Below are 18613 nucleotides of genomic sequence, written 5' to 3'. Positions count from 1 at the left end.
TTACTGCGCGGAGGCTTGTTTATCCAACACTGAACTGATTTTATCCATCAGTTGCATATAACTCTGCACACCACCGGCAATATAGAGCGAGGCAGAATCAAGATAAATCACGTGATTATTTTGCCATGCTTTGGTTTTATGAATCAGCGGGTTATCCAGAACCTGTTGTGCCGACTGGTTTTCAGTACGTCCAATCGCGTTATCACGATCAAGGACAAACAGCCATTCAGGATTGGCATCAAGAATAAATTCGGAGGTCACCACATTGCCATGATTACCGGCTTCAGTGAAGCTGGCCGCTGGCGTAAATCCTAACTCATCAAAAATAAAACCAAAACGCGAGCCTGGCGTATAAGCAGACATTTTTCCACCACTGACCATCACCAACATGGCAGATCCGGCGTTAGCTGATTTCTGTTTGATAGCATTAATCTGAGCGGTAAATTTACCCAGCAGGGTTTTCGCTTCTTCTTCTTTACCAAAGATAGAGGCTAATTGCTCCGTACGCTGAGTCAGACTTTGGGTAAAATTCTTAGGATCGATATCCAATGAGATGGTCGGGGCAAGAGCGCTAAGTTTGTCATAGGCATCTTGAGCACGGCCGCCCGCAATAATTAGGTCAGGTTTAGCCTGGCTAAGAGCTTCATAATCCGGTTCAAATAATGTACCCGCATTCAGATATTCTGCACCAGTGTATTTGGATAAAAAGGCCGGAAGATGGGTGCTGGTTTGGGGTACACCGGCCACTTTGATATTCAGGGCGTCGGCAATATCCAATGTCGAGGGGTTCAATATGATGACTTTTTGCGGATTAAGCGGAACCTGAGTGGTGCCTTGCGCATGTTCGATGCTGATTTTTGATGTTTCTTCAGGGGTCACAGAGGAATTATCACACCCGGTCAGCACAGCAGTGAGTGCCAGTAATGATGAAAATAAAGCTAAACGTAATCGCATTTTCTCTCCTGAAAAGTGGGGATGTGGATATCCTTGATTGGGAACGCCAATGATTTGCATTACTAATATCAGGATAATACCGACATATGCCCGTAATTAACAGAAGATAAAAGTCCGCGAATGCGGACTTGACAGGAATATGAGACTTAGCGACTAAAACCAATATTGTCATCAATGACGGCATTGGGGCCATCTTTTACCTCCAGTGAGGCGATATCAAACGGGCAACCAGCAAGGCCAATTTGTTGACATTTTTCTTCTGTTATTTCAGCGCTAGTGGGTACTTTAAGATAGTGATCGGGGAGAAATCGTCAGGATCTTTCCAGTGAACGGGGCTAAAACTGGTGCTGGTATGTGGTGTGCTACCTCGCAAAAATCGTGCAAACATTGAACACATATATGACAATTTCGTGAACAATCACTAAAGTAAGGATAATTAATTTGACCTATCTACGCGGGTAGATACACTAAAATGACGAGTTAATATTAATTTTATCTAATATTTCCTCATCAAACTCAGTGTCGCTTGTTTGACCCCGGCAACTGAGTAAAAGGCCAATAAACACGCATTGGCGCGTGAACATGATGCTTCAACACCAGGGGAACCTTTTTAATGACTTCACTAAATAGCTCGGCGGCAGACAATGTTCCATCAGAGAGCATGGCTGCAGAAGAGCGTTTGGCTACGCCCGAGGGTCGTAAAGACTTTTGGCGCGCAACCTTTTCGTGCTGGCTCGGTACGGCCATGGAGTATGCAGACTTTGCACTTTATGGTTTAGCGGCTGGCATAATATTTGGTGATGTCTTCTTCCCTGAAGCAACACCTGCAATCGCGTTATTATCCAGCTTTGCCACCTACTCTGTCGGCTTTATTGCCCGCCCTATTGGCGCGCTGCTGTTCGGTAGATTAGGGGATCGCAAGGGCCGGAAAGTGGTCATGATTACCACCATCACCTTGATGGGTGCCTCCACCACCCTGATTGGCCTAATTCCAAGTTATGCCTCTATCGGCTTGTGGGCTCCGGCCTGTCTGGCTTTCTTGCGCTTTATGCAAGGGTTGGGAGCCGGTGCCGAGCTGTCTGGTGGTGCGGTGATGTTGGGGGAATATGCCCCTGCCAAAAGGCGCGGTTTGGTCTCGTCTATTATTGCTTTAGGTTCTAACAGCGGTACGCTGCTGGCGGCACTCGTGTGGTTGCTGGTCTTACAAATGGACAAACAAACTCTGCTCGATTGGGGCTGGCGTATTCCATTCCTGTCCAGCATCTTAATCGCCGGTGCTGCGCTGTTTATTCGTCGCCATATGCGCGAAACCCCGGTATTTGAACGCCAAAAACGGGTATTGGAACAACAGCGCCAACAAGCATTGGCACAGGGGCGCGAGCATACGACTGAAGTGGATAACCGCACTTTCTGGCAGCGCAGCAAATCATTCTGGATCATGGTGGGCTTGCGTATCGGCGAGAACGGCCCGTCTTATCTGGCTCAGGGCTTTATGATTGGTTATGTTGCCAAAGTGCTGATGGTGGATAAATCGGTGCCAACCATGGCGGTGTTCATCGCGTCCTGTCTGGGCTTCCTGATTATTCCACTGGCGGGTTATCTGTCAGACCGCTTTGGCCGCCGTATTACCTACCGCTGGTTCTGTCTGTTATTGATTATCTATGCTTTCCCGGCATTTATGCTGCTGGAAACCCGCGAGCCTATTCTCGTGATGGGGACTATCATTGTTGGTATGGGTTTAGCCTCACTGGGTATCTTCGGTGTGCAAGCAGCATGGGGTGTGGAGCTGTTTGGTGTGACTAACCGCTATACCAAAATGGCCGTCGCCAAAGAATTAGGCTCCATTTTATCCGGTGGGACTGCGCCATTGATAGCAGCGGCCATGTTGACATTCACCGGCCACTGGTGGCCAATTGCGTTGTACTTCGCCGTAATGGCCGGGATAGGGTTCGTCACCACGTTCTTTGCCCCAGAAACGCGCGGGCGTGACCTCAACTTGCCAGAAGATGCGATTTAATAGCAGAAAACGCCATTCTCTGATGTAACTGTCTGTTATTCCCAGTAAAGTGGTTTACATCATTTTACTGGGGATTTTCCCGGATATATTTTTCAGGGACGTTTAGCATCGAGGTAACTTTGGTTAACCCGCAGTCTCGTCGTATTACACGTTCTGATGTCGCGCGCGAAGCAGGTACTTCTGTCGCGGTAGTCAGTTACGTCATCAATAATGGGCCACGGCCAGTTGCCCCGGCCACCAAACAGCGTGTGCTTGATGCGATTCAAAAAACCGGTTACCGCCCCAATGAGATTGCCCGATCATTAGCTCGCGGCACCACTCAAACATATGGTCTGATTGTTCCCAATATTTCTAACCCGTTTATTTCTTCCATGGCCCATGCCCTGCAACGTGAAGCCTTTGCTAACGGGCAAGTGTTGTTATTGGGAGATGCGGGCGATGACCGACAGCGCGAGCGCGAACTTATCAATAATCTGCTACATCGTCAGGTTGATGGTTTGTTGTATACCAGTGTTGACCGCCATCCTTATATTGAATTAATTCAAGCTACTGGCACCCCCTTTGTTATGCTCGACCGCGTCGATGCTGCGCAACAAATCTGTGCCATTCGTGTGGATGAACGCGCCGCCGCGTTGCAAGCAACTCAGCATCTCATTGAACATGGCCATCGCGATATCGCCATTATTTGCGGCCCGCTGGATATGCTCAATACTCAAGATAGGTTGAATGGCTGGCGCGATGCATTGCAACAAGCGGGGCTAAAGGTGCGCAATGAGTGGATTTTCCCAACCACATACACCCGCCCAGGGGGTTATCAGGCCGCACAGCAGATGTTAAAAGGGCCATTGCCGCAGGCGCTATTCACAACTAACGAATTACAGGCGTTTGGTTGTTTGCGGGCCATGTCCGAGCATAATCTGAGTGCCCCGAAAGATCTGGCGCTGGTTTGTTTTAACGGCACCATTGAGTCTGAATATAACGTGCCGTCCTTGACAACAGTGCGCCAGCCGTTGGATATCATGGCGAAAACCGCCATCGAGATGCTCAAAAACTGGAGCGGTGAACCGACTATTCGCGAGTTTGATTTTTCGCTGCAACTCGGCGAATCCTGCGGCTGTTCTAGATTCAAAGAGATTGATTTCCCATAATAAAAAGATAAAAAATATGCGTTTAATTATTGATTGTGACCCAGGAAATGGCGTACCCGGCGCCAATGTCGATGATGGTTTAGCATTAGCGCTGGCCATCGCCGCCCCAGAAATAGCGCTAGAATTAGTGACTATCGTGGCGGGGAATACCCCAAGCGAAGTCGGATTTTCTGTCGCCCATGATTTAGTGACCCGTCTGGGGTTGAATATCCCCATCATGCGGGGCGCGTCACAAGCGCTGGTAGAGTCAGCTGCACTCTGGCGCGACAAGCTAGATAATGGTGCGGCCAGAAATGGATTAACGGCACTTTGGCACCAAACGCCCCTGCCGCCCATGGTGGCCTCCAATGCGCCTTTAGCGGCCCATGCTATCGGCGAATTAATTTGCAATAGCCCTGGCGAAATAACCTTGGTGGCTATCGGCCCACTGACAAATATCGCCCATGCCATGCAGCTTTACCCACAAATGGCGTCATCGGTGGCAGAAATTGCTATCATGGGCGGTGTGTTTAATGTCGAGGGCTACCTTAAAGACACCAATTTTGGTATCGATCCCGAAGCCGCGCATGTGGTACTGACCAGCGGTGCTAACATTACATTGGCACCTTTGGATGTCACCACGCAGACCCAACTGCTGCATCAGGATTTAGATAAGATTGCACAAATTGACTCTGTACTCAGCCGTTATCTGGTAGAAACTTTGCGCCCGTGGATAAGTTACTCAATGCAAACACGGCAACTGCCGGGTTGCTGGGTTCATGATGCCTTGGTCGTCGCATGGTTGCTGGATAAAAGCATCGTGACCACCACCAGCGACTATGTCGATGTTGCGCTGGAGGGGGCACTAACTCGCGGGATGACTTTGCGCTTTAGCCCAGAGAATCTGCGTTTGAATGTCGGCATTCCGGCACCACAGGGCAAACCCGTAAAAATTTTACAGTCCGTTGATAATAAAAAACTCTTGGATATCATTTACCAATCCTTGAGCAATTTCACCTATACCCAAAATAATTCGAGTTGCAGGAAGGCGGCAAGTGAGTAAATCCTCAGGAACTTACACAAGTAAGTGACTGGGGTTAGCGAAGGCAGCTAACGCGCATGCAGCTTGAAGAATGACGGGCATAATCTGATTGGAGCCACTCACCCCAACTGAGACTAACTATGCTGACACTGCTTCACCTGCTTTCTTCTGTTGCCCTGCTGGTGTGGGGCACACACATCGTCCGCACCGGTATCATGCGAGTTTATGGTGCCGATTTGCGCCGGGTACTGAGTGCCAGCATCCAGAAAAAACCGACGGCGTTTATGGCCGGGATTGGCGTCACCGCACTGGTGCAAAGCAGTAATGCGACCGCGTTGCTGGTCATTTCGTTTGTGTCGCAAGGGCTGATTTCATTGTCTCCGGCCCTGGTGATTATGCTCGGGGCTGATGTCGGGACTGCGCTGATGGCGCGGGTGCTCACCTTTGATCTCTCCTGGCTGTCACCATTGCTGATTTTGGGCGGGGTGATTGTCTTCCTCGGTCAGCGCAAAGCCCGTGTAGGCCAAATGGGCCGGGTGTGTATTGGCCTCGGGCTGATTATTCTGGCGCTGCAACTGATTGTGACGGCTGCCGGGCCGATTACACAGGCGACCGCAGTTCAGGCCATTTTCTCCTCTCTGACTGGCGATACCATTCTGGCGCTGTTGATTGGCGCGCTGTTCGCCATGATCAGTTATTCCAGTTTGGCTGCCGTGCTACTGACCGCGACACTCGCTGCTACCGGCTTAGTGCCACTGAACATCGCGCTCTGCATTGTGATTGGTTCAAATCTCGGCAGCGGGTTGCTGGCCCTGGTCAGCAGCCGTGGGCAGAATGCCGTCTCTCGCCAAGTGGTGCTGGGGAGCCTGCTCTTTAAAGTTATCGGTTGTATCTTAATTGTCCCTTGGGTCAATATGTTAGGCAAATGGCTGTTCGGGCGCAGCTTACCCGCCGCCGAAGTGGTCATTTACTTCCACGTTTTCTATAACCTGCTGCGCTGTTTGCTGATGCTGCCATTTGTTGGAGTGATGGCCCGAATTTGCAGCCGGTTGATCAGTGATGACCCCAATACCGCCCAGCCTTCAGCGCCACGCTATCTCGATATTACCGCTATCGACACCCCGTCACTGGCCTTAGCCAACGCCGTGCGGGAAACCCTGCGCATGGGTGACGTACTGGAGCAAATGCTGTTTCGCTTTAAAGAAGTGTTGGAGGGGAATAAACAGCAAAAACATGAAGTCAGCTTGTTGGAAGATGAAGTCGACATGCTGTACAGCGCGATAAAACTGTATTTAGCCCAAATTCAACAAGATGAGTTAGGCGAGATTGACTCACGCCGCTGGGCGGAAATCATTGATACCGCAGTCAATCTCCAGCAGGCAGGCGATATTATTGGCCGCATGACTTCGGATGTCGCCGCTAAATCACTCAATGCGCGCAAGCCGTTTTCAGCCGAAGGATTTGAGGAATTAAATACCTTGCATGCCCGATTGGTCACCAATCTCGATTTGGGTATGTCGGTATTTTTATCCCGAGATATTAATAACGCCAAGCGTCTGCGCCGTGCCAAGCATCGTTTCCGCTTACTGAACCGCCGATATTCCCACGCCCACGTCGAGCGTTTGCATCAACAAAACGTTCTGAGCATTGAAACCAGCAGTCTGCATATGGGGCTATTGGGGGATATGAAGCGCTTGAACTCATTGTTCTGCTCAACTGCCTATCATGTGCTGGAAGTGCAGGAAGAAGCGCTGGATTAAATCATAAAAAACGGCACATACCCGCTGATATGTGCCGTTGGTCACTAATAAGTATTAGCTTCCGTTAGAAATTATATTTAACCCCTAACGTGATGCTGCTATCACTGTAACCATTATTACCCAGTTGCTGGCCAACATTCCCCCACAGGTTCAGCTTTTTATTTATCTGGCCTTCAACACCTAATTTCAATTCGGCAATATTAGCGGCTCCTGCTTGCTTCACCGTTATGCCATCCAATGTGGTGCCGAAATCTTTAGTATTGTGGATCCAATTGGCTTCAACATAAGGTTTAAACGCCGGTTCTTTCGCCTTGTTGGCGGACTGAATCGGGCTGATGAAAGCTTTCGCGCCCAAACGAGTTTGAATATTGTTATTCCCCTCGCCAGTGACCAGGGTGCCATTGGTTTCGGTATGAGAATCGGCTTTTACGCCCATCCACACCACCTGAGCTTTCGGCTGGATAAAGAAGTTGCTATAAGCACTTTCTCTCACTTTGAAGGTATAACCGCTCTCAATCGCAGCGGTAAAACCTTTAGAATCATATTTCTCCGCGGTGAGATCCTGCCCATCAACCTGATTGTTAAACCAGCTATATTGCAGCCATGAATCAACGTAAGCACCGGTATTTGCCTGGCTATTATTTTGCTGATCATTAGCAAACCATGTGCCATACACCCCGACACTGTAACCATCAACCGAGCCATTGGAGCGATAACCCGTCATCTGTGCCACGCTAGAGCTGCTGCTGTTGGCGTAACCAGCCATAACACCGACACGCCACAAATCTTGCGCATTACGGCTCCATTGCGCCACATCCCCACCGAGCTGCATGACATAGCGGTTATCTTGAGTTTTCAATTCACCACTGTCATCACGGGAGCGGTTATGAGTGCCTTCATTGCGCAACCACAGACTGGTGGTTTTCTCTTCACCAGTGAAAACATCGGTGTACAGTGTTTCGCCCGCACGGTCGGCCAAAGTGGTGACAAACATCGTGTTCGCCGCCGCCAGGTTTGCAGTGTAGCTGGCCGGCTCTGGACGCCGCTCATCGACTTCAGTACGCAAATACCAGTCGCCATCGGTTGGCGAGCTAATGCTGCCCTGATACAAGAAATACTCATATGCGCCAGCAACCGCACGGCCATTAAGGGTAAATTGCCCCGCCGAATCACCGCCGACATTGATAATTTTGATGCCGTCAGACGTTCGCCCACCATTACCGCCAATGTTATTCACTGTGACATAACTCTGCCCTGCGGTATTACCGGTAATCAATAACCGGTCACTGTTTGACGAATCCCCCGCCAGAACGGTATTGAAGACCACTGTGCCATTATTACCGGTATAATTACCGTCAATGGTAAATGTTCCAAAATCACCGCCGGTTAAAGCATTCGGCATAATCAGACGGCCGTTGTTTTCAACATTTCCGGTCACCTTGCCGTAGCCACCTAATGAACCGGTGGTGGTAATCAGCACATTGCTGGTCAGATTGGCGATAGTCGAGGCCAGCGAGACTGACAGTGAACGCGCTAACGGTGATTCTTCCACATAAAGCGCCGATATCACCGGTAAACTGCCCAATTGCAGTAATCCATTCTCAATGGTGGTCTGGCTAGCACTGACCGTGCTCCCTTCAATTTTAACCGTTCCGCTACCACGTTTAATCAGCGCACCCCTCCCGCTGATGGCGTTAGTCAGCTCCCAGACTGACGCCGTATCCAGAATCAATTCACCACTATTGGCAATTCGACTATTCCCGAGATTTTGGGCGCTATTCCCGGTCAAAACAGCCCCGAAATCCGTGGTAAATAGGCCCGAATAGCCACTGTTATCTCCCGCCAGTCGGATATTGGCATTGTTAGTCAGTTGGGTGTTACCGCTGGCACCGGCCAGATTGTTCGACAATACGCCGGTGGTATTATCCAGGTTAAGGACACCATTATTATTAATCGCCCCGCTTCCCAGACCTTGGGCCTGATACAGATGCGCCGTGGCACCGCTGGCAATATCCGTACTACCGGTAAAGCCAGTATTCCCTTGTGTGACACTGAGTGAACCGCCGCTCAGAGCCAGCTCCCCTGCACCGCTAAGCGCACCATCCACTTGGCCGCCATTTGTTACTGCTAATTTGCCATTATTGAAATTCAGGGTGCTGCCGGTTTCCGTGGTTAATTGGCCCACTGTTTGCTGAGTCCCATTGAGATCCACGGTGGTAGCATTGCTCATCGCCAGCTGCGAGGTTTGCCCCAGCGCAGAATTGGCATTCAGACGTAAAATCCCTGAACGCACCCACGTAGCCCCAGTGTAATTATTGGTCGCATTCGATAACGAAGCAATGCCACCGTCATCTGCGGAAACAAACGCCAAATCACCACTGCCGCTAATCTGGGTAGACAGATCGTTAGATTGCTTACCATTGTTAGCCAGCGTTGCCGTCAAGATCAAAGCATCACTGCCGGTGCTCTGTAGCTCTAATCCTGTCAGCCCATAATTAACATACAGGCCGTCATAATCATTACCGGTCGTCAGGCCATAATTAAAGGAACCGATCGCCGCGGCATTGCTCCCACCGGGGTTATAGACGCCCTGATAGAAAACAGCACTTATTGGGCCACCGTTCTGATCAGTGAGTGTCAATTCGCGCCCGGAACCGGTAGCAGCCCCGGTGCCCAACTTAACAATTATTTCGCCTTCATCCAGCTCCATCACCGGTAAACCATCCAGACTTGGTGCAAGACTGACAGGTAAATTGACCCGAACATTTCCCCCACCGGTGGTATTGATACTATTCGCCGCGAAAGTTCCTTCCGAGGAGATAATACCGGCGTTATCCACCACGTGATTGAACAGCATCGTACCGCCATTCATCGCCAGTGCGCCGATATTCTGGACACCATCGGCCACAGAAGTCATATTGCCGCTGGACAGTTTTAGCGTGGCATTCGTCAGGGCCGATGAGTTCATGCCATTAAGATCAAAAGTGGAGTTCGTCAGATTTGCCGTGCCGCTGAATGCCCCGCCCACCGAGCTACCGAAATCAAACGCCGTGCTAGCCGAGTTCTTCGCCACATTCAAGGTGCCGTTGCCGGTCAGCGCATGATCAAACAGCGCAATATCGTCCAGATTCAAAGTGGCATCCGCGATATCCACCGCCACTGCATTGGCGAGCGCATTACTGCTGGTCAGCGTGGCATTCGAACCGCCCGTGACCTGCAATATTCCGCTGCCCGTCACCGTGTTACTGAAGGTGCCGTTAAAACCATTCAGCGCCAGAGTGTCCTGTGCGCCCGCCAATGTGATATTGGAACTGGCCCCCAGATTATTCGTTGAGCCGACAGTTAGCTTGCTGTTCCCTGCCACCGCATACTGGCCGAGGAAGTTGCTGTTATTGCCGGTCAGAGTGGTATTCGCGCCAGTGGTAACGTCCACCGTCGAGCCGGCAACGCCGCTGAGCGCATTGGCGATGGTGCCATTAACCCCTTTCAGCACCAGATGCGAGGTGGCGGTGTCCAGCCCGACAGTCGCCGCCGAGGCCCCCAGATTACTGGCCTGTGTCACCGTCAGAGCGCCGTTGGTACCAATATGATGCGCACCACTGAAGCTGCTCGTACCGGTCAAAGTCACTGCGCCGTTGGTATTGATATTGCCATTGCCGCTCAGCACATTCGCCAGCACCGCATTGGCCCCATTCAGATTCAAATTACCCAGCACATTCACCGCGCTGGTGCCCAGTGTGCCCGCACCGGTCAGAGTGGCGGAAGCAACACTGGCAATATTAGTTTGCCCCGCCAGACCGCTGTTGGCGGCACTGATAGCTAAATCGCCACCATTGATATTGAGAATGCCGGAGCCAGTCAAACCGCCAGTCGCAGTGGACGCCCCGCCCGCACTCAGGTTCAAGGTGCCGCCGGCGATATTCAGGATATTGTTGTTGGTCAACAAACCGCTGGTTAACGCCGCGCCAGTGCCTAATGTGACTGTTCCGGCATTGGTCAGCGCGCCCACCGTCTGGCTATGCCCGTTAATATTGGTGCTGGCCCCGCTAAGCACATTCAGCAATGAGGTGCGCCCAAAAGCATTGTTAGCCCCCAGAATCAGCGTACCCGCATTGACCCTGGTCGCCCCGTTGTAAGTATTGGTGCTATTCGCCAGTGTCAGCGCGCCATTGCTGGCATCTACCTGCAAACCGCCGCTGCCCGACAAAGTCGCATTCAATACCCGGTTGGCCGTCGCCCCGCTTTCCGTCGCCAGCAATAAGGCATCATTGCCGTCGGTTAACAATTCTAGCGCGTTAAGGGTGTAATTGACGTACAACCCCGTGCCGGTGCTACCGTCACTGCTGGTCAGGCCATAATTATGAGTGGCATTGGCGACCACCACCCCGCCCTGCTGGATGGTGGACAGTACCCCCTGACCACCGGATGTCACCGCCGTGCCGTTGATCATCAGATTAAGTACATTGACATCGCCAGTCACTCTGGCGGCATCCATCAGCTTCAGCATGATATCGCCCCGATCTTGCGCGAGGATCGACAAGTTTGGTGCGACGACCGGGTTAGTATTATTCCAGTCGCTCGTGCCAGTGACACTGACCGTGCCGCTGTTCAGCGCCAGATCAGCAACCGTGACCACCCCCTTGGCCTGTGACTGCGGGGCTGCGCCGTCAAAAATCAGGGTGCCGCCGTTCAGATTTAGCCCATGCAATGTGCGGTCAGTGGAGCCTACGGTGGTGACGTTGTTAGCCGACAGTTTCAGTGTGGCATTCGCCAGTGCTGCCGTGTTGTCCGCCGTTAAAGCAAAAGTAGAGTTCGTCAGATTTGCCGTGCCGCTGAATGCCCCACCCACCGAGCTGCCGAAATCAAACGCCGTGCTAGCCAGGTTTTTCGCCACATTCAAGGTGCCGTTGCCGGTCAGGGCGTGATCAAACAGCGCGATGTCAATCAGGTTCAACGTGGCATCCGCGATATCCACCGCTACTGCATTGGCGACCGCATTACTGCCGGTCAGCGCGGCATTCGAACCGCCCGTGACCTGCAATATCCCACTGCCGGTGACCGTATTGCCAAAGGTGCCGTTAAAACCACTCAGCGCCAGAATATCCTGTGCGCCCGCTAGTGCAATGTTGGCCGCCGCGCCCAGATTGGCGGTGGTGCTCACCGTCAGTTTGCTGTCCCCCGCCACCGCATACTGGCCGAGGAACCCGCTGTTATTGCCGGTCAGAGTGGCATTCGCGCCGGTGGTGACGTCCACCGTCGAACCGGCAACGCCGCTGAGGACATTGGCGACCGTGTCATTGAACCCGTTCAGCACCAGATGCGAAGTGGCGGTGTCCAGCCCGACAGTCGCCGCCGAGGCCCCCAGATTACTGGCCTGTGTCACCGTCAGAGCGCCGTTGGTACCAATATGATGCGCACCACTGAAGCTGCTCGTACCGGTCAAAGTCACTGCGGCGTTGGTATTGATATTGCCATTGCCACTCAGCACATTCGCCAGCACCGCATTGGCCCCATTCAGGTTCAGATTACCCAGCACATTCACCACGCTAGTGCCCAGTGTTCCCGCGCCGCTCAAGGTGGCGGTGGCACCGCTGGCAATATCCGTGCTAGCCGTAAAGCCGGTATTCCCCTGCGTGACATTGAGTGTACCACCGCTCAGAACCAACTCCCCTGCGCCACTGAGCGCACCGTCCGCCTGACCGCCGCCAGTTAGCGTTAATTTGCCATTATTGAAATTCAGGGTGCTGCCGGTTTCCGTGGCTAATTGGCCCACCGTCTGCTGAGTCCCATTGAGGTCCACTGTGGTGGCATTTAACATATCCAGCAGCGAGGTTTGCCCCAGAGCAGAATCGGCATCCAGACGTAATCCCCCTGAACGTACCCACGTGGCCCCAGTGTAATTATTGGTCTCGTTCGATAACGAGGCGATGCTACCGTTATTAACGGAATCAAACGCCAAATCGCCACTGCCGCTAATCTGGACAGACAGATCGTTAGATTGCTTATTATTGTTAGCCAGCGTTGACGTCAAGATCAAAGCATCATTGCCGGTGCTCAACAGCTCTAATGCTGTCAGCCCATAATTGACATACAGGCCGTCATAAGCATTACCGGTCGTCAGGCCGTAATTAAATGAACCGTTCGCCGCGGCGCTAACCTCGCCAGGATTATTGATTTGCTGATAGAAAACAGAGCCTATTGGGCTACCGCTCCCATCAGATAGCGTCAGTTCGTGCCCGGAACCGGTAGCTGCCCCGGTGCCCAACGTAACAATTATTTCGCCTTCGTCCAGTTCCATCACCGGTATCCCAGCAAGACTTGGCGCGAGGTTGGCAGGTAAGTTAACCCGAACATCTCCTCCATCAGTGGTATTGATGCTATTCGCCGCGAAGGTCCCCTCAGAGGTGATTATCCCCGCGTTATCAATGATGTTATTGAATAATATCGTCCCGCGGTTCATCACCAGTGCGCCGATATTCTGGACACCATCAGCCACAGAAGTCAGATTGCCACTGGACAGTTTCAGCGTAGCATTCGTCAGGGCCGAGGTGTTCACCCCACCCAGATCAAAAGTGCTATTTTGCAGGTTTACAATGCCGCTGAATGCCCCGCCCACCGAGCTGCCGAAGTCAAACGCCGTGCTGGCCAGGTTTTTCGACACATTCAGGGTGCCGTTGCCGGTCAGCGCGTGGTCAAACAACGCGAGGTCAATCAGGTTCAACGTGGCATCCGCGATATCCACCGCCACCGTATTATCGACCGCATTACTGCCGGTCAGGACGGCATTCGAACCGCCGGTCACCTGCAATATCCCGCTGCCCGTCACCGCATTGGCAAAGGTGCCGCTAAAACCACTCAGCGCCAGAATATCCTGCGCGCCCGCCAGTGTGACATTGGAACTGGCCCCCAGATTATTCGTTGAGCCGACAGTTAGCTTGCTGTTCCCTGCCACCGCATACTGGCCGAGGAAGTTGCTGTTATTGCCGGTCAGAGTGGTATTCGCGCCAGTGGTAACGTCCACCGTCGAGCCGGCAACGCCGCTGAGCGCATTGGCGATGGTGCCATTAACCCCTTTCAGCACCAGATGCGAGGTGGCGGTGTCCAGCCCGACAGTCGCCGCCGAGGCCCCCAGATTACTGGCCTGTGTCACCGTCAGAGCGCCGTTGGTACCAATATGATGCGCACCACTGAAGCTGCTCGTACCGGTCAAAGTCACTGCGGCGTTGGTATTGATATTGCCATTGCCGCTCAACACATTCGCCAGCGCCGCATTGGCCCCGTTCAGGTTCAGATTACCCAGCACATTGACAGCGCTGGTGCCCAGTGTGCCCGCACCGCTCAGGGTGGCGGTGGCACCGCTGGCAATATTGGTTTGCCCCGCCAAACCGCTGTTGGCGGCACTGATGGCTAAATCGCCACCATTGATATTGAGAATGCCGGAGCCGGTCAAACCGCCAGTCGCGGTGGAAGCCCCCCCCGCACTCAGGTTCAAGGTGCCGCCAGCGATATTCAGGATATTATTGTTGGTCAACAAACCGCTGGTTAACGCCGCGCCAGTGCCTAATGTGACTGTCCCGGCGTTGGTCAGCGCGCCCACCGTCTGGCTGTGACCATTGATATTGGTGGTAGTGCCCGCCGCAGTATTCAGCGCCGAGGTCTGGCCCAGCGCATTATTACTGCCCAGATTCAAAATACCGCCATTGACTGAAGTGCTGCCGGTATAATCATTGGTCGCATTATTCAGCGTCATGTCGCTGTTATCAGCACCAATGGCCAGATTACCCACGCCAGTCAGTTGTGCCAGCAAGCTGTGATCGCCATTGACCGCACCTTGTGACGTCAGGGTCAATGTCTGGCCGGAGAGTAACGCTAACTGGGTCAACGCTGAGGTCACACTCAAGCCGCCGCCCACGCCCGATAAGCCGTAGTTATAAATCGCCTGCGCCACAGTATTAGCGCCCTGAATGACATTTACCGAAGCATTCGCGCCCAGGACGTCACCCTGGATATTCCGCAAGGTCAGCCGCGCCAATTCGGTGGTCGACAACACATTGCTGCTGTTAATTAACTGCGTTGAAGTGCCAGTATCCTGATCAAGTAAATTCCCACCAGTGGTGAGAGTGGGATCAACCCTGATGTTACTGTTGTTCGTCACCGCCAGTGTGCCAGCGCTGATTAAGCTGCCGCTGGCAAATGCGGCAGTGCCGCCATTGAGGACAAAATTACCCACTGCCTGATTGCCATTACCGACTGCCACCGCGGTACCCGCAGAAGCAATAAATGAAGCATTGCCCAATGCAGCGGTATTATCACCACTCAGAGCAAAAATACTGTTTTTCATATCTACCGTACCGGCAAATGCGCTGCCGGTATTCACACCAAAATTGAACGTGTTATTGGTCGTATCGATATTCAGTGTGCCGTTGCCAGTCAGGGCATTATTTGAGTTTGGTACTCCATTCAGGTTTAACGTACCGTCCAGCGCAATAGTGGCCGTACCGAGCTGATTACTGTTACTGGCCGTCAGGATCCCCCCTTGAACAACCTGCCAACCACCTTCAAAGGTATTCGCCTGATTTAGGGTGACGTTAGCGCCGTTATTAACAACGGCCAAACCATCCCCTGCCACGACATGGCCTAGTGACGCATTTAGCGTGCCATTGAATGTGCTGTTAAAGAGGATCTTGCTGTTACTGTCAATATTGATAGCGCTGCCGCTACCCACATTATTGACGGAGGATAGTCCAATCTGACTGTTAGTCAGGTTTATATTAGTAAAGCCCTGTAACGAAGTTGCTGTCGCCAGAGTGTCAACAGATTGATTGAAATTGAGTGTATTGCTGCCTGAGCCAGCATTGAGAGCACCTAAATAGGTACTTCCCGCCGTCATATTATTGATGGTGACAATATCATCCCCCGCACCAGCGGCAATGGATGACACTCGCGCGCCATTCTGGATGGTCACGTTATTATTGCCATCACCCAGATTAATTAATTCATTGCTTTGCGAGGTGCTGGCAAGCACCAAGGTATCGTTACCGGCACCGGTCGTTAAGGTGCCGTTCAAAATCCCATTGTTATTGATTGTGTTGGCCGCGGAACCGGCGAAAGTCACCGCGCCATTAATGGTTCCGTTGTTATTCAAAGTCTTGGCGGTAGTTCCTGCAAAATTAATCGCCGTTGCACCCGCTGCATTGATCTTGGCATTCGCACCAATAGTAGTGACCGCCACTGCGCCATCAGCGACACGTAAACCAGTACCGCCGCTGTTAGTGACACTGACATTCAGATTAGCGCTGGAAAGATCAACGCCACCGCCACTGGCGTTGATCCCGGTTCCAGCACCAGAAACATTGATATCTAATGCCGCCGGGCTCCAGCCCGTTAACGCCGTGTTAACCGTTGCAATCCCAGTACCGGTGCCCGTGACATTAATCTCATTGCGGCCATTAGCGCTAGTGGCGAAGGTCAAACCGGCCAGGCTATTTAGCGCCGTACCATTCACGGTATTGAGCTTGACGTTTCTCAATGTCACATTGGTCGCATCAGATTTTAGGAAAGCACGCCCGGCATCCCCCAGATTCACTATCAAATCAGCGATATTATGCGCACCAGCGGGAGCAGATTGAGTGAAGACCACACCATACGCCGCACCGGTTAGATTGAGAGTGCCCCCGACCAGATTCAGCAACGCACTATCGCTAACAGTAATACCGGTTAGGCCAGTGGCAGTACCGGAGGTAATAATTGTACCGCCAGTATTATCAATATTAGCGACTTTCACCGCTGAACCGCCGATAGTTATCCCTGAAGCCGTAGCAGTAATCGTGCCCTTATTAACAATATTCGTTGTTCCCGTTCCGTAACTGAATGCCGCCATCCCTGTTGCAGCATTAATCACTCCCAACGTGCCATTTTCTATCAATATGTTACCGCCAGCGGTACCGGTATGGGAGGCGGCAATACCCGTCCCCGCTGAGTTAATCACTCCTGACGTTTTATTTTCTATTCGAGTGTTACCAGTACCGGCATGGGTGGCGGTAATACCTCCCGTCGCTGCGGCAATGGTACCGCCAGAGCTAATATAAATCCCACCGCCGTTTGCTACACCCGTTTTGCTGGCCAGAATACCGGTGCCGTTAGTAGTCTCGAGGCTTGAGCCAGCGGCCAGATTATAGATAACATTATTCGTTGAGGCTGGGCCATTATAAATATATGAAGTGGCAACAGTACTGGGGGCATTACTGATAACATCACCCGGCTGACTATTGATGATGACAGTCGCACCAGCACCAAATGTGTTGTTAACCGTGTTATAAGAACCTATCTGCACACCATAGTTGGCGACACCCAACGGGTTTTGGTTACCAATATTCAGCCGCAGTTTGGCGCCATCTTCAATCATATAGCTATACGAGGCCACACCAGCACCGACAACACCTGGGCCATTAGTCAGCCGCGTGCCGGTAAGACTGACATCAGAACCATTGGCAAAAGTGAGCACACTATTCGCGGCGGTGCCATTACTCCAGAAGACCGCCGGATAGTCAGGGCTGGTTATCCCGGTTAAGTAAAACTTTCCGGTAAAGGCAATATTGTTAGCTAATACCGCTTGCCGATAAGTACCAAAATTCAAGGTTATTGGCTGGGTGATATTGCCAAATATCACTCTACCAAAATTATTGGGTGTGAGCGCAGCACCATCAGCCCCCATAGCAACCAATTTGCCATTGGGTACTGAGTTAATATTATCCAAAGTCACGGATAACCGAGTGGTAGCATCTTGCACATACACCAATCGGGAAACGGTGCCGCTGGTGGTTGCTAGCGTTGAGGTGATGTCTTTAAAGTTAGTGAGTTCGAGTGTTGCATTCTCTGCAGCCCAGGCCGCATTATTGGTGCTGCCCGCAAACATATTGAAAGCATAACCCGCAAATTTTAAGTCATAGCCACCCCCATCAATCACCAAATTCTGTCGTGCATTTGCGGCTTGGTTTACTGTAATCCCCCCAGAATATGCCGTTGAAAGATCAATATTCGCGGTTAATAAAATGGTCGTCGCTGCACTGCCCACCCCAGTATTACTTAATGCAGTCGCTAAACTTGCCGCAGTTCCCACTGCCACGCAACTCGCGCCCATTGCAGTACATTGTGCGGCAGTAATAGCCAATGCAGGTTGAATGCCAAATGCGCTCATTATGGCAACAGCTAAAACAGCTATTTTAGGTGGAATATACTGATTTAATGTATCGCCGATATATTGAGAAGTAAAAGAACGCTGGGCAGTTGTTGATTTTTGTTTTCCTTTAGCGAATTCTCCCACAGCAACCCATACATTCAATGACCTATTCCAAATAACTTTAAAAATTGCATTCATATAAATCCTTAAAAGCTCGAAATCTTATTGAAAGACACAAACAATAGTGGTCGCTACCCATCAAGCGACAGATAATTATCGTTTTAATAAGTCAGCACTTTTCGTTTTAAACTTAGGGTGTTTCTAGACTCGCGGTAGGCGAATTCACCCGGAAGGCTGTGTTTTACATCATGCTATCTACCAACCACTATAAAATTCATATCTAATAATTTTTTATTCGCATTTAATTATTTATACGGATATTTAAAATTTAGAACAACATTTACTATATGTAAAAAAATATTGCAGAAAGCGCAATATTTAGCATTAAAATCTGAAACTTAATATCATTTAAGT

The 18613-nt window shown here is 51.4% G+C and carries 6 protein-coding genes; 4 read left to right on the top strand and 2 right to left on the bottom strand.

The window, feature by feature from the left end; all coding sequences use genetic code 11:
- Window positions 1–954: a siderophore ABC transporter substrate-binding protein gene (locus FTA91_RS19915; protein WP_050112383.1), complete on the bottom strand. Its 954-nt coding sequence runs from the start codon at window positions 952–954 to the stop codon at window positions 1–3.
- 613 nt (window positions 955–1567) lie between these two features.
- Between FTA91_RS19915 and FTA91_RS19905 the strand changes: the two genes are divergently transcribed.
- The 4 genes from FTA91_RS19905 to FTA91_RS19890 all read left to right on the top strand — a co-directional run bounded on the left by FTA91_RS19905 (window position 1568) and on the right by FTA91_RS19890 (window position 6900).
- Window positions 1568–2971, top strand: coding sequence for an MFS transporter (locus FTA91_RS19905; RefSeq protein ID WP_050112382.1), 1404 nt, complete (start codon window positions 1568–1570; stop codon window positions 2969–2971).
- Window positions 2972–3114: 143 nt separating this feature from the next.
- Window positions 3115–4119 carry a LacI family DNA-binding transcriptional regulator gene (locus FTA91_RS19900; RefSeq protein WP_174635004.1) on the top strand — a complete coding sequence of 335 codons (1005 nt, stop codon included), beginning with the start codon at window positions 3115–3117 and terminating at the stop codon, window positions 4117–4119.
- A 16-nt stretch (window positions 4120–4135) separates the two neighbouring features.
- Window positions 4136–5161 (top strand): nucleoside hydrolase, encoded by a 1026-nt coding sequence (locus FTA91_RS19895; protein WP_050112381.1) that lies wholly within the window; start codon window positions 4136–4138, stop codon window positions 5159–5161.
- A gap of 119 nt (window positions 5162–5280) precedes the next feature.
- Complete coding sequence (locus FTA91_RS19890; protein ID WP_145534934.1) at window positions 5281–6900, top strand: Na/Pi cotransporter family protein; 1620 nt, start codon at window positions 5281–5283, stop codon at window positions 6898–6900.
- Between the two features lie 64 nt (window positions 6901–6964).
- Here FTA91_RS19890 and FTA91_RS19885 read toward each other — a convergent pair whose 3' ends face one another.
- Window positions 6965–18277, bottom strand: coding sequence for an autotransporter outer membrane beta-barrel domain-containing protein (locus tag FTA91_RS19885; RefSeq protein ID WP_145583821.1), 11313 nt, complete (start codon window positions 18275–18277; stop codon window positions 6965–6967).
- Window positions 18278–18613 lie beyond the last annotated feature (336 nt).

The organism is Yersinia thracica (assembly GCF_902170565.1).
In the GTDB taxonomy this organism is placed as follows: domain Bacteria; phylum Pseudomonadota; class Gammaproteobacteria; order Enterobacterales; family Enterobacteriaceae; genus Yersinia; species Yersinia thracica.
The sequence above is the reverse complement of the archived record's forward strand: the minus strand, read 5'-3'. Positions and strand labels throughout refer to the sequence as shown.

Excerpts from the sequence above, each read along its gene's own strand:
- FTA91_RS19915 (WP_050112383.1), bottom strand. The coding sequence starts at position 954 with ATGCGATTACGTTTAGCTTTATTTTCATCATTACTGGCACTCACTGCT.
- FTA91_RS19905 (WP_050112382.1), top strand. The coding sequence starts at position 1,568 with ATGACTTCACTAAATAGCTCGGCGGCAGACAATGTTCCATCAGAGAGC.
- FTA91_RS19895 (WP_050112381.1), top strand. The coding sequence starts at position 4,136 with ATGCGTTTAATTATTGATTGTGACCCAGGAAATGGCGTACCCGGCGCC.
- FTA91_RS19890 (WP_145534934.1), top strand. The coding sequence starts at position 5,281 with ATGCTGACACTGCTTCACCTGCTTTCTTCTGTTGCCCTGCTGGTGTGG.
- FTA91_RS19885 (WP_145583821.1), bottom strand. The coding sequence starts at position 18,277 with ATGAATGCAATTTTTAAAGTTATTTGGAATAGGTCATTGAATGTATGG.